This window comes from Mesorhizobium sp. P2_F8, assembly GCF_056403655.1.
The window spans coordinates 161,014-176,444 of sequence record NZ_JBFUFB010000002.1; the positions used below are offsets into that span (position 1 = coordinate 161,014).

The 15,431-nt window shown below is 61.7% G+C and carries 23 protein-coding genes; 5 read left to right on the plus strand and 18 right to left on the minus strand.

The window, feature by feature from the left end:
* Positions 1-15 precede the first annotated feature (15 nt).
* Positions 16-735 carry a response regulator gene (locus tag AC1DZP_RS04445; RefSeq protein ID WP_477300358.1) on the minus strand — a complete coding sequence of 240 codons (720 nt, stop codon included), beginning with the start codon at positions 733-735 and terminating at the stop codon, positions 16-18.
* Positions 722-1,255, minus strand: a complete 534-nt coding sequence (locus tag AC1DZP_RS04450) for a MarR family winged helix-turn-helix transcriptional regulator (protein WP_167392346.1) — start codon at positions 1,253-1,255, stop codon at positions 722-724. The genes AC1DZP_RS04445 and AC1DZP_RS04450 overlap by 14 nt, the downstream gene beginning before the upstream one ends.
* A 248-nt stretch (positions 1,256-1,503) precedes the next feature.
* Here AC1DZP_RS04450 and AC1DZP_RS04455 point away from each other — a divergent pair, with 248 nt between their 5' ends.
* The 3 genes from AC1DZP_RS04455 (at position 1,504) to AC1DZP_RS04465 (ending at position 3,638) form a co-directional block, all read left to right on the plus strand.
* Positions 1,504-2,397: a branched-chain amino acid aminotransferase gene (locus tag AC1DZP_RS04455; RefSeq protein ID WP_477300360.1), complete on the plus strand. Its 894-nt coding sequence runs from the start codon at positions 1,504-1,506 to the stop codon at positions 2,395-2,397.
* Positions 2,398-2,542: 145 nt separating this feature from the next.
* Complete coding sequence (locus tag AC1DZP_RS04460) at positions 2,543-2,860, plus strand: hypothetical protein (RefSeq protein WP_095091700.1); 318 nt, start codon at positions 2,543-2,545, stop codon at positions 2,858-2,860.
* Positions 2,861-2,999: 139 nt separating this feature from the next.
* Positions 3,000-3,638 (plus strand): MBL fold metallo-hydrolase, encoded by a 639-nt coding sequence (locus AC1DZP_RS04465; protein ID WP_477300362.1) that lies wholly within the window; start codon positions 3,000-3,002, stop codon positions 3,636-3,638.
* 172 nt (positions 3,639-3,810) lie between these two features.
* Here the strand turns inward: AC1DZP_RS04465 and AC1DZP_RS04470 are convergent, their stop codons facing one another.
* The 3 genes from AC1DZP_RS04470 to AC1DZP_RS04480 all read right to left on the minus strand — a co-directional run bounded on the left by AC1DZP_RS04470 (position 3,811) and on the right by AC1DZP_RS04480 (position 5,197).
* Positions 3,811-4,239: a BA14K family protein gene (locus AC1DZP_RS04470; RefSeq protein ID WP_457154592.1), complete on the minus strand. Its 429-nt coding sequence runs from the start codon at positions 4,237-4,239 to the stop codon at positions 3,811-3,813.
* A gap of 189 nt (positions 4,240-4,428) precedes the next feature.
* Positions 4,429-4,641, minus strand: a complete 213-nt coding sequence (locus tag AC1DZP_RS04475) for a cold-shock protein (protein WP_013530020.1) — start codon at positions 4,639-4,641, stop codon at positions 4,429-4,431.
* A 343-nt stretch (positions 4,642-4,984) separates the two neighbouring features.
* Positions 4,985-5,197 (minus strand): cold-shock protein, encoded by a 213-nt coding sequence (locus tag AC1DZP_RS04480; protein WP_006202520.1) that lies wholly within the window; start codon positions 5,195-5,197, stop codon positions 4,985-4,987.
* A 508-nt stretch (positions 5,198-5,705) separates the two neighbouring features.
* On the opposite strand from AC1DZP_RS04480, the gene AC1DZP_RS04485 reads away from it, so the two are divergent.
* Positions 5,706-6,119, plus strand: coding sequence for a Kazal-type serine protease inhibitor family protein (locus AC1DZP_RS04485; protein ID WP_477300365.1), 414 nt, complete (start codon positions 5,706-5,708; stop codon positions 6,117-6,119).
* 59 nt (positions 6,120-6,178) lie between these two features.
* Here the strand turns inward: AC1DZP_RS04485 and AC1DZP_RS04490 are convergent, their stop codons facing one another.
* The 5 genes from AC1DZP_RS04490 to AC1DZP_RS04510 form a co-directional block, all read right to left on the minus strand.
* Complete coding sequence (locus AC1DZP_RS04490) at positions 6,179-6,403, minus strand: hypothetical protein (protein ID WP_477300367.1); 225 nt, start codon at positions 6,401-6,403, stop codon at positions 6,179-6,181.
* A gap of 96 nt (positions 6,404-6,499) precedes the next feature.
* Positions 6,500-6,637 carry a hypothetical protein gene (locus tag AC1DZP_RS04495; RefSeq protein WP_164482279.1) on the minus strand — a complete coding sequence of 46 codons (138 nt, stop codon included), beginning with the start codon at positions 6,635-6,637 and terminating at the stop codon, positions 6,500-6,502.
* Between the two features lie 41 nt (positions 6,638-6,678).
* Positions 6,679-6,963 (minus strand): hypothetical protein, encoded by a 285-nt coding sequence (locus AC1DZP_RS04500; protein ID WP_477300369.1) that lies wholly within the window; start codon positions 6,961-6,963, stop codon positions 6,679-6,681.
* Positions 6,960-7,229 (minus strand): hypothetical protein, encoded by a 270-nt coding sequence (locus tag AC1DZP_RS04505; RefSeq protein ID WP_095090880.1) that lies wholly within the window; start codon positions 7,227-7,229, stop codon positions 6,960-6,962. The genes AC1DZP_RS04500 and AC1DZP_RS04505 overlap by 4 nt, the downstream gene beginning before the upstream one ends.
* Positions 7,230-7,377: 148 nt before the next feature.
* A complete protein-coding gene (locus AC1DZP_RS04510; RefSeq protein WP_023809797.1) occupies positions 7,378-7,584 on the minus strand; it encodes a cold-shock protein in 207 nt (68 codons plus the stop codon).
* Positions 7,585-8,369: 785 nt separating this feature from the next.
* Between AC1DZP_RS04510 and AC1DZP_RS04515 the strand changes: the two genes are divergently transcribed.
* Complete coding sequence (locus tag AC1DZP_RS04515) at positions 8,370-10,004, plus strand: tetratricopeptide repeat-containing sulfotransferase family protein (protein ID WP_477300371.1); 1,635 nt, start codon at positions 8,370-8,372, stop codon at positions 10,002-10,004.
* Positions 10,005-10,236: 232 nt separating this feature from the next.
* Here the strand turns inward: AC1DZP_RS04515 and AC1DZP_RS04520 are convergent, their stop codons facing one another.
* From AC1DZP_RS04520 to AC1DZP_RS04555, 8 genes are all read right to left on the minus strand, one after another.
* A complete protein-coding gene (locus AC1DZP_RS04520; RefSeq protein ID WP_477300373.1) occupies positions 10,237-10,590 on the minus strand; it encodes a DUF1428 domain-containing protein in 354 nt (117 codons plus the stop codon).
* 103 nt (positions 10,591-10,693) lie between these two features.
* Positions 10,694-11,116 carry a VOC family protein gene (locus AC1DZP_RS04525; protein WP_477300375.1) on the minus strand — a complete coding sequence of 141 codons (423 nt, stop codon included), beginning with the start codon at positions 11,114-11,116 and terminating at the stop codon, positions 10,694-10,696.
* A 157-nt stretch (positions 11,117-11,273) separates the two neighbouring features.
* Complete coding sequence (locus tag AC1DZP_RS04530) at positions 11,274-11,456, minus strand: hypothetical protein (protein WP_477300377.1); 183 nt, start codon at positions 11,454-11,456, stop codon at positions 11,274-11,276.
* Positions 11,457-11,588: 132 nt separating this feature from the next.
* Complete coding sequence (locus AC1DZP_RS04535) at positions 11,589-11,888, minus strand: HigA family addiction module antitoxin (RefSeq protein ID WP_477300379.1); 300 nt, start codon at positions 11,886-11,888, stop codon at positions 11,589-11,591.
* 8 nt (positions 11,889-11,896) lie between these two features.
* Positions 11,897-12,178, minus strand: coding sequence for a type II toxin-antitoxin system RelE/ParE family toxin (locus AC1DZP_RS04540; protein ID WP_227345686.1), 282 nt, complete (start codon positions 12,176-12,178; stop codon positions 11,897-11,899).
* A 101-nt stretch (positions 12,179-12,279) separates the two neighbouring features.
* Complete coding sequence (locus AC1DZP_RS04545; protein ID WP_477300381.1) at positions 12,280-13,806, minus strand: ABC-F family ATP-binding cassette domain-containing protein; 1,527 nt, start codon at positions 13,804-13,806, stop codon at positions 12,280-12,282.
* 252 nt (positions 13,807-14,058) lie between these two features.
* Positions 14,059-14,964 carry a DMT family transporter gene (locus AC1DZP_RS04550; protein ID WP_477300383.1) on the minus strand — a complete coding sequence of 302 codons (906 nt, stop codon included), beginning with the start codon at positions 14,962-14,964 and terminating at the stop codon, positions 14,059-14,061.
* Positions 14,965-15,086: 122 nt separating this feature from the next.
* On the minus strand, positions 15,087-15,422 hold the full coding sequence (locus tag AC1DZP_RS04555; RefSeq protein WP_457152799.1) for a hypothetical protein: 336 nt from the start codon (positions 15,420-15,422) through the stop codon (positions 15,087-15,089).
* Positions 15,423-15,431 lie beyond the last annotated feature (9 nt).

Consider the following 15,431-nt stretch of genomic DNA (forward strand, 5'->3'; position numbering starts at 1 on the left):
GCCGCAGGCGGCATTCTATTCCACGCTGAGCCGATACCCAATACCGCGCACGGTCTGCAGCCACACCGGATTGGACGGATCGCGCTCGATCTTGCGGCGCAGCCGGTTGATCTGGACGTCGATGGTGCGCTCGCCGACTTCCGAATCGTCGCCGACAAGCTCGTGGCGGGGGATCGTCTCGCCTGCTCGCGCGGCGAAGATCGCCAGGATCTCCTGCTCGCGGTCGGTCAGCTTCAGCGCCTCGCCGCCGCGCTTCAATTCGCGCCTGGCTATCTGGAACGTGTAAGGGCCGAAGACCAGTTGCTCGACCTTCGGCGTTGTCGCCGGACCGCCGCGGCGCAGGATGTTGTTGATGCGCAGGATCAGCTCGCGCGGATCGAAAGGTTTCGGCAGATAGTCGTCGGCGCCGGCTTCGAGGCCGGTGATGCGGCTGTCGGTTTCCGACAGCGCCGTCAGCATCAGGATCGGCACGTTCTTTTCGGCGCGCAGCGACTTGGTCAGGTCGACGCCCGTTTCACCGGGCATCATCACGTCGAGGATCAGAAGATCGAAGTCGAGGCCGGCAAGCTTGCGCCGGGCTTCGCCGGCATTGCCGGCGACGGTGATGCGAAAGCCGTTTTCGGTCAGATACTGCTTGAGAAGATTGCGGATGCGGGTGTCGTCGTCGACGACGAGCAAATGCGGCGCGTCGTCGTCCGGTGCGGCCGCCTGATCGACCCTTTCAGTGCTCTCCATGGCTTTTCCCTGACATTTTTGCGGACCCAACGTCGATCTGCGCTCTCAGTTCCGGATTGACCATCGCTTCGAGGAACCGTTCAACCAGGGTCCGTTCGGTTATCCCGGAATCTCCCAATGCAGCATGGATGCGGCGCGACTGTGGCCGCGCCAACGCCAGCGCCAGCGCGCGGCCCTTGGCGGTCGGATAAAGCTCGCGCTGCCGGCGGTCGCGCGGACCTTGCAACTGCACGACATGGTCGGTGTCGATCAACTGCTTGAGCACTCGCGCCAGGCTCTGCTTGGTGATCTTCAGCACGTCGAGCAGTTCGGCAACCGTCAGGCCCGGCCTGCGGTTGACGAAATGCAGCACCCGGTGGTGGGCGCGGCCGAAGCCGTAATCGGCCAGGATCTGATCCGGATCGGAGGTGAAGTCCCGATAGGCGAAGAAGAGCAGTTCGATGATGGCGAAATCGATGCCGTCCTCGTCGGTGATCGCCGTCCTGATCGGTTTCCCGGCTGCGTGGCTTCGATCCGTCATCATTTCTCCGCTTGAAAGAGAGATTATGTCAGTACTATTGACGTAATTTCCCTGCAATGGTAATTTTTGACAAGCTTTTGGGCGGATTGCGAACGAAAAGGCAAGAGAGGCCGGTTTTTCCGGAACTTCCTGAGTTTGCCAGAGCGCAATTATCCGCCTACGCTCCAGCATAAAGGCCGCCTTGCGCGACCGACACGAAACACACAACGATACAACACTATGCGGGCTGCCGCCCGCGGGAGGTTACCATGGCATCCGTTCCCTTCGATCAACTGGACGGCTTCATCTGGATGAATGGCGCGTTCGTCCAATGGGGTGACGCCAAGATTCACGTCCTGACCCATGGCCTGCACTACGCCAGCGCCGTGTTCGAAGGCGAGCGCGCCTATGGCGGCGAGATCTTCAAGCTCAACGAACACACCGAGCGCCTGCATGAATCGGCGCGCCTGCTCGGCTTCAAGATCCCCTATTCGGTGGCCGAGCTCAACGACGCTTCCACCACGCTTTTGAAGAAGCAAGGTTTCCAGGACGCCTATGTCCGGCCGATCGCCTGGCGCGGCAGTGAACAGATGGGCGTTTCAGCGCAGAACAACCGCATCAACTGCGCCATCGCCATCTGGCAGTGGCCGAGCTATTTCGATCCGGCGCAGAAGCTGAAAGGCATCCGCCTCGACGTGGCGGAATGGCGCCGGCCCGACCCGCGCACGGCGCCGTCCAAGTCGAAGGCCGCCGGCCTCTACATGATCTGCACCATGTCCAAGCACGCCGCCGAGGCCAAGGGCTACGCCGATGCCATGATGCTCGACTGGCGTGGCCAGGTCGCGGAAGCGACCGGCGCCAACATCTTCTTCGTCAAGGACGGCAAGATCCACACGCCCAAGCCCGACTGCTTCCTCGACGGCATCACCCGCCGCACGGTCATCGGACTGGCCAAGGATCGCGGTCTGGAAGTGATCGAACGCGTCATCATGCCGGAAGAACTCGAGGGCTTCGAGCAATGCTTCCTGACCGGGACAGCAGCGGAAGTAACGCCGGTTTCGGAGATCGGACCTTACCGATTCGAGGTCGGTGAAATCGCCAAGAACCTTATGAATGACTATTCTGCAGCGGTTCAGCCCAAGCACGCGATCGCAGCAGAATAACGAAAGTCACAGCTTTTCGAGCAAGCAGGGGCGGTTTTGAGGCCGCCCCTTTTATTTAAGCGTTTGTGCATTTGACTTTCGTCCATTTCGGCGTCTCATGATGGTGTCGGCCCGGAAGGCTGGCAGCTATGGAGGGACTAATCATATGGACATGAACACGCTTCTTCCGATCATTGTACAGGTGATTACGGGTATCATCGGTGGTCAGGCGGTCGGTGCGGCGCTCAAGACGGCGGCGTTGGGTCAGCTTCCCAAAATCCTGGGCGGAGCCATTGGCGGCGTCGGCGGTGCGGCGATCCTCGGCAGCCTGCTTGGTGGCGGCGCGGTCGATCCGGCGGCCGCGGCAGCAGCAACGAGCGGTCTCGGCAGCGCGCTGAATCTCAACAACATCGTCGGCGGTGCCGGCGGCGGCGCGATCCTGACCGGCATTCTCGGCGCAGTCATGGGTGCCATGAAGAAGTAAGCTATTCGGTCTAGGCGTTCTAAGTGGGCGGCTTCGGCCGCCCATTTTCGTTTTCGGAGCGACTGACCGTTCGTCTGTCGAGGGGTGGACGCCCTTCGCCCGCGCCGTTACATCACGCTGGAGTAGCGAAAGGACGATCATGGGTCAGCTCAATGCCGGCATCGTGCCGGTCACACCGTTCCAGCAGAATTGCACCATCCTGTTCGACATGGACGACAAGCAGGGTGTCGTCGTCGATCCGGGCGGTGACATCGACAAGGTGCTGGCGGCGCTGAAGGACAACGCGATATCAGCCGAGGCGATCTGGATAACGCATGGCCATATCGACCATGCCGGCGGCGCCATGGAGTTGAAGGAGGCGCTCGGCGTCGAGATCATCGGCCCGCATGAGGCCGACAAGCCGTTGCTCGACAATCTGGAAAACCAGGGCAGGCGGTACGGCATCGCCGGCGCGCGCAACTGCGTGCCCGACCGGTTCCTGACCGAAGGCGAGACCGTGTCATTCGGCTCGCATGTGTTCGAGGTGTTGCATTGCCCTGGCCACGCGCCTGGCCATGTCGTCTACTACAACCGCGCGGCCAAGTTCGCCCATGTCGGCGATGTGTTGTTTCGCGGCTCGGTCGGCCGCACCGACCTGCCGGGCGGCGACCACGCGGCGCTGATCGCCTCGATCAAGGACAAGCTCCTGCCGCTCGGCGACGACATCGGCTTCATCTGCGGCCATGGTCCCGGCGGACGCTTCGGCGAGGAGCGGCGGACCAACCCTTTTCTGACTTAAGAGCGCCTGTGTTGCAGCCAATGCCTTCTCCCCGTACTTCGCTGGAAAGGCGCCGGCAGGCTGATGAGGGGCGGCGCCGATCTCAAGAGAAATCCGGGACGGTCAAGGCCAACAACAAAAAGCGCTGGCCTCGCGGTCAGCGCTTTTGTTTGGGGCAGGGAAGCCCTTGGTCTTAGTTCGCCGTGCAGAAATGCTGTTCGCCGTCATTGCCGGTGAACGTGCCGGTGCGGGCGTTGAAGGTACGGTAGCGATCCGAGCAATAGTCGTACCAGTCGCGCGTCCAGGGCTGAGCGTAGCCTTCATTGTAGACGACCCTCGGCTCTGCATAGTAGCGGCGCACCGGTGCCGGGCGGACCACGACGTCACGCTCGTAGTAACCGTCATCGTAGTAGCGGTCAGCATAGGGCGGGGGCCCGTCATTGGCCAAGGCGCCACCGATCAGCGCGCCGGCCGCGAGTCCGAGGACGCCGGCGGCGATTGCATCGCCGTTGCCGTGATGGCCGTGATGGCGCCACTCATCCGCGTAGGCAGCGGGCAAGGTCGCGAGCGTGGTTGCGACCACGGCAGCGGACAGGACAGCGGTCTTGAAAATTCGATTCATGTCGGTCTCCTTCGTGCCGGCCCGCGCAAGTTTCGGGGGATGCGGTCCGGCTTTACCAAAGACTAATATACGACCATGGCTGAACGGGGGCTGAACGGATTTCGACGCACAATATCCAAAACAGGCGTCAAAGACCCCTGCAGGGAACGGGGGCTATTCAGCCGGATCCGTCGCCGGTCTGGAGCCGGTTCAGCCAACCGATAGGTTGACGGCCTTCGGGCCCTTGCCACGCTTGTCCGGTTCCGTGTCGAAGGACACTTTCTGGCCATCCTCAAGACCAGGAAGGCCCGACGCCTGCACGGCTGAAATATGGACGAAAACATCCTTCGCGCCATCATCGGGCGTGATGAAGCCGAAGCCTTTGGCATGGTTGAAGAATTTGACGGTGCCGGTCTGCGGCATGGGAAGCTCCTTTGGTCCCATAAAGTCCAGTCTCGGGCCGGCAAATGCCCGAGTGGAAATTTGTCCTTTATTTTAGCGCCATCGGCAAGAGAAAGTTTTTTGGGCTGCTAAAGTGCGTCGCGTTTGAAGGGGTTCAGACGACGCCCGTTTAAGTCTTTGTTTTTATGAATGTCGTTTGTCTCAAGACCACCGCGCACTTTGAGCGACATGCATCGGGCAGAACTCGCGGCATGAAAAAGGCGCGACGAAAACCGCCGCGCCTTTCAAATTCAAATCCCTCTCCAAGCCAGGTCCAGGCATTGGAGCCTCCGTCATGCGTCAGGGACGCACGGCGCCCGATGGCTCAGGCAGCGCGGAGGTTTACCGCCTTGGGGCCCTTGCCCATGCGATCCGGCTCGACGTCGAAGGTGACCTTCTGGCCGTCGACGAGCGTGCGCAGGCCGGAGGCCTCGATCGCGGAAATATGGACGAACACATCCTTGGCGCCGCCATCGGGCGTGATGAAACCGAAGCCTTTGGTCGCGTTGAAGAATTTAACGGTGCCGGTCTGGGCCATTGGGGAAACTCCTTCACCCGTTCAGTCTGGTGGTCCTGCCCGCCGCCTGGCGCAATGGGCAAGTCCCGGTGGTTGCTTCGGCAGTCATGCATTGGCGCATGGTCAAACCCCCCGCCGAAAACGGGGCCGTCAGAGATTCACAGTATCGGGGAAAGGTCGTCCAAAACGTTCCGCTCTCCGGGTCGCAAATGCCCGAACACGGAATTTATCGCACGGAAACGTGAAGGTTGCAAGATAGCGCCGCGGGCCGCCACAATGGGCGCATCCCGACGCATGGATCGACTGACCTGAGCATCGATGCGGCCCGACATAGGCTTGGTTGCCGGCCGGGTCATCGGCCCAGAGCGCAGCCACGAATGGGCCAGATGTCGTGGCCGCCAGCGGGATGGGCTGATGGGTGCCATGGCTCCGCGCATCGTTTCCGGCGGGAGGCTGCAAACGGGGGTTGCATTTGGCAATGGAATGGCAAGGATCGTCTTCCCGGGACGGGATCGAGGGAGAGATCAACATGAAGTTTCTGGCGACAGTCTTTTCGCGGCAAGGTTTTGCCATCCTGTTCCTGTCGGCAATTCTTGCCGCCTGCACTGTCGTCGTCGATGAGGGACCAGGGCCGCGTCCGCGTCCGCCCCGGCCCGAACCGCAGTATTGCAGCAGGCAGTACGAGCCGGTCTGCGCCCGGCGCGGCGGCGACCGGCAGACCTTTGCCAATGCCTGCCTTGCGGACCGGGCCGGCTACCGCATCGTGCGCGACGGTCCATGCCGCGACGGCGGCGGTGGCGGTGGCGGTGGCGAGGAGCAGACGTTCTGCACCCGCGAATATGCTCCCGTGTGCGCACGCCGGCATGGCGAACTGCGCACCTTCCCCAATGCCTGCGAAGCCCGCGCCGCGGACTATCGCGTCATCGACGGCGGACCGTGCTGACGGGAACTGGGCGTGTTTAGCGCTTTCCCACAAAGGGAAGGGAAAACCGAGGCGTTCGCTCACACCTCCGCTGGATACGCCCCGTCGGCCGGGCCAGCATAAAGCTCGCTGCCGTCCTCGTCGGAAATGCGCAGGCGATCGGGGATTTGCGGCATGGCCAGCGTGTGGAACAGCGCGGTTGCGCCCTGCAGGGCGGCGCGCAGGTTCGGCGCTTCCAGCGATACCTTGTCGAGCGTGGCTTCGTCGGCGTCGCGCGACCGGTAGAACTCGATGAAGAAGTTCAAGCGCGGCTCCGTGTGGGGTGTTGCGCAAACGTGTCGTGTCAGTCCGTCGCCTCACAAAGTGGGCAACGGGGGACGCACGAGGCGCCCCTGGGCTGGTCAGCCCTTCGACTTCGGCTTCAGGCTACTCTCGGCCTGCTTGACCGACGAGCCGAACGGGGAGGCTGGCTTGGCCACGACCTTGTCCTTCTTCGGCTTGCGCGTTTCGCGATTGCTTCGCTGTTGACCTTTGGACATGTCGTGCTCCTGTTGTGTGCTGGCTTGGCTTTGCTGGGCGCTCAGACGACCGGATTGTCAGCGACAAGCGGGTTGTCAGTGACAACCGGGTTGTCGGCCGGTTCGAGATTGTCTTCCGTAGTGACCCGCTCATGGGTCTCCTGCTCGCTGCGGATGCGGTATTGCGGCGAGCCGTCCTTGACCGGCAGCCTGCTCTTGATCTGGAACAGTTCCGCGGTTTTCTGGACGAGGCCGGTGCGGCTCTTCATGCGGACAGTCTGACCGATCGCAAACTGGTGCGAGGGCGTGTCGGTGCGCGGGCGCGCATTCTGCTGGAAACGGATCATGCTGCATTCTCCCTGTCGCGCTTCAGCGCTGTTTCGAGTTCGAGGTAATCGATGGCGACAAGCTGGCTGGTGGTCGGATTTTTCACGGCCCTTGCCGGCAGATGGATGAAGGTGGCGACGCGTCGCCAGGCAAGCCGCGACATGCCCTCGATCACCTCTTCGTCGTGATCGATGTCGTAGTCGCCGGCCGGCAGCTGTCCTTCCAGTCCGCCGAGCACGAACGGTGCCGCGAAATGGGCGATGGAGTGGGTGGTGCGATCGGTCATTGTCTTGCCTTGATGCTTCCGCAGCGGCCCTGAAAAGCAAAAAAGCGGGGACGAGCCCCGCTTTCCTATTTCCGGCAATTGCTGGAAATAAGCCGCTTTCGAGAGCTGCCAGTACATCCGTGGTCAGCGTTCATCGAATTCGGCCGGATCAGATCAGTTGCAAATTGGCGGCCGATTCGCGGCCCTTGGTGTCACGCTCCAACTCGAACTGCAGCTTCTGGCCTTCAGCGAGACCAGGAAAGCCGGCGCGCTCCAGCGCGCTGACATGGACGAAAACGTCCTTGCCGCCATCGGTCGGCTGAATGAAGCCGAAGCCCTTCTGGCCATTATAGAACTTTACGGTCCCGGTGTTCATGTGGGTCTTTCGAGGGGTGAGATGAGGTCGCGAAACGCGGCCAGTATCGGTGATTTGGAATGAGATTGGCGGGTCGAGAACCTCTGACGCCGCGAGGTGCCAATTCTACCCAAAGCGATCCTGTAGATATAGGCCTTTGCCGCAATTTAATCAAGGCGATTTAAAATAAAAATCGGGCTTCGCTCAGAAAATTGCTTTCTGTAACTTTCAGGAAAACGATGATACAAGCCCGTAGATATCAAAAATTATTTGAAGTCTGGCGGGAACATTTCTCCCGGTATTTTTGTTTTATTTACGTATGAAAGGACGAGATTTCATGATTAACGAAACAACATCGGCAGGAGCTACAGTCGCGATCGGCCCATTGGCTAAACAAGCGACGGCAACGCCCATCCTGTCGCCGCGGCTGACCGTCAGGAGTGACGAAGCGGCAAAGCGAAGGGTCGCCGATACCGACGGAACGCTCCGGCGTGCCAGGCAAGTTGCGGAGGCCAACCGGCTGATTTGATCGCTTCTGCGCTGACGGATACCAAGCGAGCCTTGAACCTGAAGCGCCGATGGCCTAGATCGGTTCATCGTTTCACTGAAACGCCGAACCGCTCTATCTCCTTGTTTGGTGCAATTCCGGACGGAAAACCGTTTCATACCGTTCCTGGAATTGCTTTAGATCGCGGCCGGCGGAAAAACACGGCAGGTTTCCCATTAATAGAGATCAGAGAAGAGCGGCGGGCGCGGGAGCCAGATCTGGCGCTGGAGGACAGCCACCGCTGGGGCTGGACCAGTATGTGCAGCAGGCACTGCAGCTGCACCAGGCCGGGCGACGGCAGGAAGCCGAGGCGCTTTACCGCCAGGTATTGGCGCGCAAGCCCAATCACGCGGCCGCGGCGCATTTCCTCGGCCTGCTGCTTCACCAGACCGGGCGCAGCGAAGAGGGGCTCGATCTCATCGAACAGTCGGTGAGCCTGCAGCCCACAAACCCCGATTTCCTCAACAATTTCGGCACGGTGATGCGCGATCTCGGCCGCATCGCAGCCGCCATCGATTTCTTTCGCGGTGCGGTGGAAATCCGGCCGGACCAGCTCGCGGCGCGCGACAATCTTGGCTCGTCGCTGAAGCAGCTCGGCCAGTTCGAAGAGGCCGAAGCGATCTATCGCGGCACGGTCAGTCGCAATCCCTTCCATGTCCGCGCCCGCATCGGACTTGCCGAAACGCTGCAAGAAGCCGGACGTCTGGACGAGGCGCTCGCCGTCTTCCGCGAGGCGCTGACCATCCGGCCGAAGGACGCGGACCTGCTGCACGGGCTGGGCGTCGGGCTGATGGAAAAGGGCAAGCTCGATGAAGCCGCCGACCTGTTCCGGCAGGCGCTGGCGGTCGACCCCGGCATGGCCAGAGCCTGGCTGATGCTGACGCAGGTCAAGCGCCAGAAGGAGCGCGACAGCGAATTGACCGGCATGGAGGCTCAGCATGCCAAGGCGCCGCAGGATAGCCTGGCGCGCATGCAGTTGTCCTTCGGCCTCGGCAAGGCCAATGACGATCTGAAGGATTACGGCAGGGCCTTCGACTATTTCGCCGAAGGCAATGCGATCCGCCGCAAGGGCATCGACTACGATGCGGCCAGGACGCGTGCCGAATTCGAGGCCATGAAGGCAACCTTCGATGCCGGCTTCTTCGAGAAACACAAGCCCAGCTCGATTGCCGACGACACGCCGATCTTCGTCGTCGGCATGCCGCGCTCTGGCACGACGCTGATCGAGCAGATCATCGCCAGCCATCCCCAGGTCTATGGCGCCGGCGAGCTCAGCATCCTGAAGATGGCGGTGGGCAAGCAGTTTCCGTTGACCATGAAGGGCGGCTTTCCGGCTGGGATCGCCGACATGCCCGACAAGGCTTTTGCCGAGGCCGGCGAAGCCTATCTCGACATGCTGCACGCCCGCTATCCCGGCTTCAAGCATGTCACCGACAAGATGCCGGGCAATTTCCTGCTCGTCGGCTTCCTCCATCTGATGTTGCCGAAAGCCAAGATCGTCCATTGCGCCCGCGACGCGGCGGCGACGTGCCTGTCGATCTACAAGGTGCATTTCCGCGGCGACAGCCATCGCTACGGCTACGACCTCGGCGAACTCGCCGATTTCCACAACCTCTACACCGACATCATGGCGCATTGGCATGCCGTGCTGCCTGGGGTGGTGCATGACGTGCGCTACGAGGATTTCGTCGCCGACCAGGAAGGGCAGACGCGGGCGCTTATCGCCCATCTCGGCCTGCCGTGGGACGATGCGGTGCTGTCGTTCCACGAGACCGACCGGCCGGTGCGCACGGCATCCGCCGCGCAGGTGCGCCAGCCGATGTATCAGGGCTCGGTCGATCTATGGAAGCGCTATGGCGATCGGCTCAAGCCGCTGCTGGATAGGCTGGATTAGCGCGCGGGTGGCAGATTAACCCCAGCTTCGTCATCCACGGGCGGAGCAGCCGCGAAGCGGCGTCGCGCAGACCCGAGGATCCATTCCGGGACCTCGATCGAAGGATGCAGCGGAGCGGAATTCTTAACCGTTTTCAATGCTTTAACGTAACGGCATGGATCCTATGGTCTGCGCCGCGTCGCTTCGCTCCTTGCTCCGCCATAGGATGACGAAGCGATGGGGGCTCAGTTGCTCAAAGCTCGATGAAGGGCTGGAAGCCGCCGAAGATCATGCGCTTCATATCGAACGGCATGGGCCCCCAATCGGGTGTCAAACGCGGGTCGGCCATCACCTTGGCCATTACCGTGTCTCGGCTTTGCCTGGATTCATAGACCGCCCAGGCGAAGACGACGATCTCGTCGTCAGTTGCCTGAACGGCACGCGGAAACGAGGTGACCTCGCCATAGGGCACGTCGTCGCCGATACATTCGACATAGGCGAGCGCGCCGTGTTCCATCCATATGGGGCCTGCGAGGTTGGCCAGCCTCTTGTAGTCGTCGAGTTTGGCCTTGGGCACGGCAAGCACGAAACCATCGACATAGGACATGGCATATTCCTCTTGCTGAAAATCGGGCGCCGAGCCTGCAGGGACGCGGCCCGGCGCAGGTGAGCGCATCACTCCTGGGGAAAGAGGTGCTGTTGCTCGCCTATTACTTCACCGGGGCGTTCATCGCCCAGGCAACACCAAAGGGGTCACGCAGCTGGCCCCAACGGTCGCCCCAGAACATCACCTGCAGCGGCACCACTTCTTCGCAGCCGGCGTCGATGGCGCGCTGCCACCAGCTTTCGATGGTGTCGTCCTGGAGATGCAGCTGCATGGTGTAGCCCTGCGGGTTCTGATGCGGGTGGCCATGCTCGGGATAGGCGTCGCCCAGCATCAGCGTCGAGCCATTGATGTAGAGATGGATGTGCATGGTGCGGCCTTTTTCGTCCGGCGGATAGGCAAACACCTGCTCGGCGCCGAAGGCCTTCTTGTAGAATTCAGCGGCCTTGAAGGCTCCGTCCACCTGCAGATAGGGGGTCAATCCGCCGAGCACTTTCTGCGCGGGCTGAACGGGGGTCTGGTCAGTCATGTCTTGCTCCTCTTTGCGTTTGGCTTGGCCTTGCCAACCATAGGACGCATGAGGTGACGGCAATCCTACAGGGCCGCGAAATTTTTCTCGGCCGGGCCCGGACAGACCGGGCAACCGGCTGGATTGAGCGACAGTGGCATGGGTTGACTGGTCGTGGTCATATGACCTTGGCCGAGAAGGTGGCTGCGCGGCGGCTGTTCTGCGCGTCGAAGAGTTCCGGAAAGCCGATGTCCTTGCGCAATTCGATCGGTAGAGAAAGCAGTTCGCGCTCGGAGCGGTAGCGGGCGCGGGCCGCGGCGTAACGGGTCGCTATGCGACCGATGGATGACAGGTTGAACATGATGCATTCTCCTTGCTTGAAGCCGGCATCATCGTGTCGGCATCCCAAGGACGCGGCAGGCTGAGGCGATCCGACAGATCGTCGGAACCTTTTTTCGCCGCACCGTCGGTGGCTCTAGGCGGGCCGCCTGCCTCAAGCCGCAGTCTCCAGGCTTTCGATCGTTTCAAGATCTGCCTTCTTGGCCTCTCCCTCGACAGCAAGGTCGTAGCTCGCCTGCATGTTCATCCAGAACTGCGGCGTGGTTCCAAAGAACTTCGCGAGGCGCAGAGCGGTGTCGGGCGTTACCGGTGTCGTCTCGCTGGCCAGGCGCTCGATGCGCGTGCGCGGCACATGCAGCTTCTTGGCCAATGTGTAAGGCTTCAAGCCAAGTGGTACGAGATATTCCTCGCGGAGGATTTCTCCGGGATGGATAGGTGGATTGATGTTCAGCATTTGAAACCTCAATGGTAGTCGGTTATTTCCACATCCTCGGCCTGCCCGTCCACCCAGCGAAAGCAGATGCGAAATTGGTCGTTGATGCGGATCGAGTGCTGACCCGCACGGTTGCCTTTCAGCGGCTCAAGCCTGTTGCCTGGAGGTGTCTTCAGGTCTGATAGTTCGGCGGCATTGTCGATCATGAACAGCTTCCGCTGGGCTGATCGGACTAGGTCCGACGGGAAACCCTTCGGAGCCTTGCCGTTTGATACGGCCTCGCTGGTCTTGTCCTTGAACGAGCGTATCATCTGCCGTATCCGATACACGTATCTTCACATGATACGTCTCGGAAGTCAAGAGAACGTCTCATGCTATGATACGATAGGCGTTTTCATCCTGCCGCCAACCCTCAGCCATCCGCTTCGGCCACTGAGCGGAAGAACTGTTCGGGATCCTCCACTTCGGTCAGCCGCCGTTTCTCGATCAGCCAGAAGCGGTTGCCGATGGCGCGGATGAAGGAGCGGTCATGCGAGGCGAGCACGCAACTTGCCTGATGCGCCAGCAGCTCCGCTTCCAGGGCCTCCTGGCCGTCTATGTCGAGATGGTTGGTCGGCTCGTCGAGCAGATAGAAATTGGGGTTGGCGAGCCTGAGCGCCAGCATCATCAGCCGCGCCCTCTGACCGCCGGACAGCACGCCAATCCGGCGCTCCTGCATATCGATGCCGACGCCGGCGCCGGCGAGCAGCGAGCGGGCGCGCTGTTCGCCGACATCGTAGCGGCGCGAGACCATCGCCAGCGGCGTGTCGTCGCCGCCGATGCCCGACAGCGACTGGTCGCTGTAGCCAAGCACGGTCGACGGCGTCACCTTCACGTTCTGCACCGTCTCTGGCTCGAGGATGGCGTTGCGGATCAGGGTGACGAAGCGCGACTTGCCGACGCCGTTGCGGCCGAGCAGGACAATACGATCACCCTGGCAGATGTGACGCTTGCCGGTCCTGAACAGCAGCGTGCCGTCCGGTGTGTCGACAGCTGCATCGTCGAGCGTGATCAGCACCTTGGCGTGGGTGCCCCGATTGGCGAGCTTGATCGCGCCGGCCGATTTCTCGCGATGCGCCGGGGCAGCCGCCTCTTCCAGGCGCTCGGCGCGCTGATTGAGCTGCTTGGTCTTGACCGTCAGCAAGTCACTGCCCGAATTGATGCCGATGTTGTTGAGCTTGGCGGCCTGCCGGCGCAATTGCTGCGCTACCTTCATGTCGCGCTGGAACTTGCGCTCGGTCGAGGCGTCGACGTCGTCGAGCGCCTGCCTTGCCCTGGAGTAGGGCAGGGCAAACACCGGCGACTGTTCCGGGCGCAGGAACAGCGTCCGGTTGGTGGTGGCGTCGAGGAAGGCGCGGTCATGGCTGGCGATGACGACGGGCACCTCGCGCGGCAGCGTGTTCAGCCAGGTTTCGAGCTGGCTGATCCTGGCTAGGTCGAGATGGTTGGTCGGCTCGTCGAGCAGCAGCACATCCGGATCGGTGACCCAGACGCGGGCGATCAACGCCAGCCGCTGCCAGCCGCCGCTCAGCGCCAGCATTTGCCGTTCGCGCATCGGCTCGGGCACGTCGAGCGAATCGAGAACGACGTCGACGCGCCACATCTCGCTTTCGGCCTGCTCGGGCGGCAAGGCGTCGGCCACCACCTGGTGGAACGTACGGTCGAGAAGGGCCGATGCAACGGACTGTTCGACATGACCGACGCGCAGGCCGCGCGTGCGGGTGATGTCGCCAAAGGTCGGCTCCATCTCGCCAGTCAGGCATTTCAGCAAGGTCGACTTGCCGCGGCCATTGGCGGCAACGATGCCGAGCCGGTCGCCGGTGCCGATGGTGAGGTCGAGATTGGCAAAGAGCGGCGCACTCATGGTCACGCCGAGGGATTTGAGGCTGATCAGGGCCATTTTGATTTCTCTGGTCTTGCCGGAGCCAAGTCCGGTTCAATGCACTTTGACGGTGCGCGTGCTGGCCATCAGGCTCGGCGTTGCAGCACCACGAAGGGCAGACCAAAAAATCGAAGCGGGAAAAACCCCGACCGTCCCTGGTCAGCCCTGCAAGCTAGCTCGCAGGGCAGAAATCGGGCCACGCTGACGATGGTGACGAAAAAACGTAAACACGTGAGCCCTCCTTTCAAGACGTTCGAGTACGGGAGATGACTACACCAAGGGCGAGGCCGATGGCAAGGCTGCCGCTTTCATCCGGCGCGGGAACGGATCGAGCACCAGTATGCAGCCGCCGATGATCGCCACGGCGCCGAAGCCCTGGACGATGGTCAGCGACTCGCCGAGCATGACCGTGCCGACCAGTACGGCAATCACGGTCACGGCGAATTCGACGCTGATCGTCCTGGTGGCGCCGATGCTGGCGACCAGGCGGAAATAGACGACATAGGTCATTGCGCTCATGACGCCGGCAAGGATGGCGAGATAGAGGAAGTCGATGGCGCGCGGCATCGCCGGCACCGGCACGGCCAGCAGGAGCGGCAGCGTCATCAGTCCGCCGAAGAGGAAGGCGGCGCTGGTGAGTTCGAGCGAGCCGGCCGAGCGCAGATGGCGGTTGGCATAGTTGCTGCCGAAGGCCGCCGAGAAGGAACTGAACAGCGATGCGGCACAACCTAGCGCGAAGGATGTCGTGACGGGCACTGCCGGGAAGCCGACGAGAATGATGATACCGGCGGCACCGAGCAGCAGCCCTGCCAGCCCGCGGACGGTGATGCGCTCAAGCCCCCACAACTGGCCGATGATCATCGAGAACAGCGGGATGGCGGCAACGAGGATGGCCGCCATCGCCGTGCCGATGCGCGGAGTGGCATAGGACAGGCCGATCAACTGTGCCGCGACCGTCGTCGCGCCGACAACGGCGAAGTGCGACCAGCCGGCGCTGAAGTCGAGCCGGCGCCTCGTTGCTCCTGCCAGCAGCAGAAGCGTGATGCCGGCGATCAGGGAACGCAAGGTCACCGCACCGATCCAGCCGAAGGCATGCACCACCTTGAGCAGCACCAGGAACGACAGCCCCCAGGTGACGGCCAGGAAGACGTAGGCAGCGATGTCCTTGGGCTTCATTGTGTGGAGGGCCGTGGGGCTTGCAGGTGGAAGGAGAGAAGCTGTCACGGCCCGTATCGTTTCGACCGGCAACTGACAAGGGCTGGCGCATGGTCCAGCCGGCCGACCGTGCGGCTCCGAGATCAGACAGGTCTCAAGTGACCGCCACTCAATCCATGTTCTTTGTTGAGGTCGAGAAGGAAATGGCCGAATACCGTGCTGTTGCCAAGATCAACAACGATCACTAGAAGGGCGTTGAACCGGCCGGTGCCAATCAAGACTTGATCAAACCGATTTTGGGCGTCTCGGTAAACATAGTGAACGTCGTTCAGATAGGGCACGCCGATTTCGTCGAGATTTAGTGCGTCGACATAAGGCCATATGTCCACGATGGCATTCGCGGTAGCGGTGACATTCGTCATCGGCTCAGTGAAGCAAGCCTTGAACTCCTTTTCATCAAGTCTGCGAACGACGAGCATCACCTATTC

Coding starts and splice junctions, on each gene's coding strand:
- AC1DZP_RS04445 (WP_477300358.1), bottom strand. CDS start 735: ATGGAGAGCACTGAAAGGGTCGATCAGGCGGCCGCACCGGACGACGAC.
- AC1DZP_RS04450 (WP_167392346.1), bottom strand. CDS start 1,255: ATGACGGATCGAAGCCACGCAGCCGGGAAACCGATCAGGACGGCGATC.
- AC1DZP_RS04455 (WP_477300360.1), top strand. CDS start 1,504: ATGGCATCCGTTCCCTTCGATCAACTGGACGGCTTCATCTGGATGAAT.
- AC1DZP_RS04460 (WP_095091700.1), top strand. CDS start 2,543: ATGGACATGAACACGCTTCTTCCGATCATTGTACAGGTGATTACGGGT.
- AC1DZP_RS04465 (WP_477300362.1), top strand. CDS start 3,000: ATGGGTCAGCTCAATGCCGGCATCGTGCCGGTCACACCGTTCCAGCAG.
- AC1DZP_RS04470 (WP_457154592.1), bottom strand. CDS start 4,239: ATGAATCGAATTTTCAAGACCGCTGTCCTGTCCGCTGCCGTGGTCGCA.
- AC1DZP_RS04475 (WP_013530020.1), bottom strand. CDS start 4,641: ATGCCGCAGACCGGCACCGTCAAATTCTTCAACCATGCCAAAGGCTTC.
- AC1DZP_RS04480 (WP_006202520.1), bottom strand. CDS start 5,197: ATGGCCCAGACCGGCACCGTTAAATTCTTCAACGCGACCAAAGGCTTC.
- AC1DZP_RS04485 (WP_477300365.1), top strand. CDS start 5,706: ATGAAGTTTCTGGCGACAGTCTTTTCGCGGCAAGGTTTTGCCATCCTG.
- AC1DZP_RS04495 (WP_164482279.1), bottom strand. CDS start 6,637: ATGTCCAAAGGTCAACAGCGAAGCAATCGCGAAACGCGCAAGCCGAAG.
- AC1DZP_RS04500 (WP_477300369.1), bottom strand. CDS start 6,963: ATGATCCGTTTCCAGCAGAATGCGCGCCCGCGCACCGACACGCCCTCG.
- AC1DZP_RS04505 (WP_095090880.1), bottom strand. CDS start 7,229: ATGACCGATCGCACCACCCACTCCATCGCCCATTTCGCGGCACCGTTC.
- AC1DZP_RS04510 (WP_023809797.1), bottom strand. CDS start 7,584: ATGAACACCGGGACCGTAAAGTTCTATAATGGCCAGAAGGGCTTCGGC.
- AC1DZP_RS04520 (WP_477300373.1), bottom strand. CDS start 10,590: ATGTCCTATGTCGATGGTTTCGTGCTTGCCGTGCCCAAGGCCAAACTC.
- AC1DZP_RS04525 (WP_477300375.1), bottom strand. CDS start 11,116: ATGACTGACCAGACCCCCGTTCAGCCCGCGCAGAAAGTGCTCGGCGGA.
- AC1DZP_RS04530 (WP_477300377.1), bottom strand. CDS start 11,456: ATGTTCAACCTGTCATCCATCGGTCGCATAGCGACCCGTTACGCCGCG.
- AC1DZP_RS04535 (WP_477300379.1), bottom strand. CDS start 11,888: ATGCTGAACATCAATCCACCTATCCATCCCGGAGAAATCCTCCGCGAG.
- AC1DZP_RS04540 (WP_227345686.1), bottom strand. CDS start 12,178: ATGATACGCTCGTTCAAGGACAAGACCAGCGAGGCCGTATCAAACGGC.
- AC1DZP_RS04545 (WP_477300381.1), bottom strand. CDS start 13,806: ATGGCCCTGATCAGCCTCAAATCCCTCGGCGTGACCATGAGTGCGCCG.
- AC1DZP_RS04550 (WP_477300383.1), bottom strand. CDS start 14,964: ATGAAGCCCAAGGACATCGCTGCCTACGTCTTCCTGGCCGTCACCTGG.
- AC1DZP_RS04555 (WP_457152799.1), bottom strand. CDS start 15,422: ATGCTCGTCGTTCGCAGACTTGATGAAAAGGAGTTCAAGGCTTGCTTC.